General features: G+C 34.9%; 3 protein-coding genes. 1 reads left to right on the top strand and 2 read right to left on the bottom strand.

The genetic code is table 11. The features are described from left to right. Positions 1-173: 173 nt before the first annotated feature. Together AWH49_RS15705 and AWH49_RS15710 are read right to left on the bottom strand one after the other, a co-directional pair. Entirely contained in the window at positions 174-770 is a 597-nt protein-coding gene (locus AWH49_RS15705) for a YdcF family protein (RefSeq protein ID WP_063966500.1), read from the bottom strand. A 284-nt stretch (positions 771-1,054) separates the two neighbouring features. Further along, positions 1,055-1,696 carry a hypothetical protein gene (locus AWH49_RS15710; RefSeq protein WP_063966501.1) on the bottom strand — a complete coding sequence of 214 codons (642 nt, stop codon included), beginning with the start codon at positions 1,694-1,696 and terminating at the stop codon, positions 1,055-1,057. A 171-nt stretch (positions 1,697-1,867) separates the two neighbouring features. On the opposite strand from AWH49_RS15710, the gene AWH49_RS15715 reads away from it, so the two are divergent. Beyond that, positions 1,868-2,320: a DUF4878 domain-containing protein gene (locus tag AWH49_RS15715; protein WP_063966502.1), complete on the top strand. Its 453-nt coding sequence runs from the start codon at positions 1,868-1,870 to the stop codon at positions 2,318-2,320. The last annotated feature ends 107 nt before the right edge of the window (positions 2,321-2,427 follow it).

A 2,427-nucleotide genomic window follows, 5' to 3' on the forward strand; every position in this document is an offset into this window, starting at 1 on the left:
TTAAGACTTAACTTTTTTGTGTCCAAATTATTGACTCAAATCCACAATCTGAAAAATAAAGTTGTTTAATTTTGATTAACAAATGACCGATACTGTTGATCTAAAAACCAAAGAATTTTTGATTAATTGGACAGATTCCATCCTTAGGCTTGTTTCTTATCCTCACTTATAAATTATCTAAATGGTAGACTCAAAAGATAACCGATATAGAAAAACAATTCTCGAAAGAAGAACGGAATTTTACTGTCCAATGTCTTGTATACAGAACTTTGCGTGGGTGATGAATATGCTTCCATTCCAGTTTTTTCCGCCATTAACATGGCTCTTTTCATATGCAATGGGTCGCTTATGACTGTAAATGTTTTAAAGTTTTTCTCAATTGCAATGTCATATGCATATCTGAGGTTCTCTTCAGTGATTTTTGATTTAGTCTCAATCAAAATATCTTCCGAACTAACATCATTTTGAATGGCATAATCCCTCGCAACCTCTGACTCCGCAAATTTATCGCCCTTTCCTTTGCCACCAGTAAATAATATTTTATCTATATATTCATTCTCATAAAGCCAAATAGCATGATTTATCCTTTCTCGTAAAACTGGAGATGGCTCATCATCCCAAGCAGCGGCACCAAGTACCACAGCCACATCAGTCTTAACTAATTGAACTTTGCCGCTGAAAGACCATATACTAAGCGCTGAATAAGCTATGAAAATAAGGAAAGTAACGATTATAGTGAAGACTAACCTGAATAAGAAAATTTTTGACACATTAAATCAACCCTTTACGACATAAGCCATTTAATCATTCTTCTTATGTTACAGAAGTATTGTTCGATTCATTCGATCATCAACAAAGAAGTTTAACAGAACCTTTCTTTTAAAGTATAAGTTAAAATTGAAATTTAGTTAATCAACAGTTCGTCGATACAGCGTATCACAGAACAAACAGGGCTTTTATCAACATTGGGCTTTAACAGAGCCTTAAAAAAAGACAAATTTATTGAAAAAGTGTTAGCTCCGAAATCTTTTTCGTAATTTGTTCTCGAAGCGGCTCAAGAATCAGATCCGTCTGTATCTCCTGCTTTGATCACTTTATAATCATCATCAAGTGAATGTGCATCAATATGTACTTTCCATTCACCATCCGATAATACAAGGTCGACAGGAACTTGCTCAATTGTTCCATCCGCATACGTGAGTATGGTTTTAAAGCTATGTCTTCCCGAGGAATCAGTCGTAGAGGTAGGGTCAATTTCATAGGCTATTAACTCTTCTTTATTTAAAAGCAGACTGTATTCTTTCTTTTGCAGTTCAACATCTTCATAGCGTTCGTCGATTACTAAATCTAATACGCCTTCAACATTCTTTTCTTTTACTGCTTGAAGATAGTTAATAAGCGTACCTTTTACCTTTTCAAAAACTTGACGGCGGGCCTCTGCTTGCTTGGTAGCCTCGTTTAGTTCTTCTTGAGTGTAAGGATAAATAGGTTTGTTATTTTCGTCGAAATACTGAACGGAAGGTTCTATACTAGATGAATCTTCCTCAGCCTGAATAGGATTGTTGTTTGTATGATAATTTTCACTTGATAGCTTTGTGCTGGCAGTACTTTGAGCATTTGAAATAAAAGATGAAGCAGCGACGCATAAACCTATGAAAGCAATGATTGATAATGCGAAGAAAGATTTAGATTTCATAATAATCCCCTTTTTGTAATTTTGTATCCATTTTATCATAAGGGAGATCTTTTTGTGTTGATACATGTAAGAGTACATCCTTCACTTAAATTGAATATCAAATGCAAAAGATTAACCATTTTATCCTTAAGTGTTAACATAATGATAAAATGGTTAGGTGGTGGGAATTAGGTGAAAGAGATTCTTATTGTGTTGGGTATAGTGACAACAATAATGGCGTTCATGTTTGTTCCTTTTTTAACAAACTTTGAGGCACAGGAAAGTACCTCTCCGGAAGAGTTTATAAAAGAGTACATAGAGGTAAACCAAGCGAAGGATTATGAGCGTGTAGCGAATATGGCGATTGATAATCGTTTTGGGAATGATCGACAAGCTGAAATTGCTGGGTACAAACAGAATGACGCAGTTTCCCCATCGGTAGTAAACTATGAAATCAAACAGGTGAAAGAACCGAAAGAAGGCCAGGCCCTTGTCATTACTGAATTAGAATTTGACGATGGAAGTATCATGCAAATGCCTCTGCGTCTTCTCAAACAAGGTGGAGAATGGAAAGTGTATATAAGCAGTGGAAGTATTGCTGCTGATAAAGATTTTAAAATCCTCAAACAACCAGACGGAATATAAAAGAAACAAAATTCTCAATGCAACATAAATTTAATTATGTTGTATTTGGAATTAAGGGCGATCTTCAACTCCCATGAAAATTAAAATCTCCGATTTAGAGAAAAAGG

It is taken from the genome of Domibacillus aminovorans (assembly GCF_001643235.1).
Taxonomy (GTDB): domain Bacteria; phylum Bacillota; class Bacilli; order Bacillales; family Domibacillaceae; genus Domibacillus; species Domibacillus aminovorans.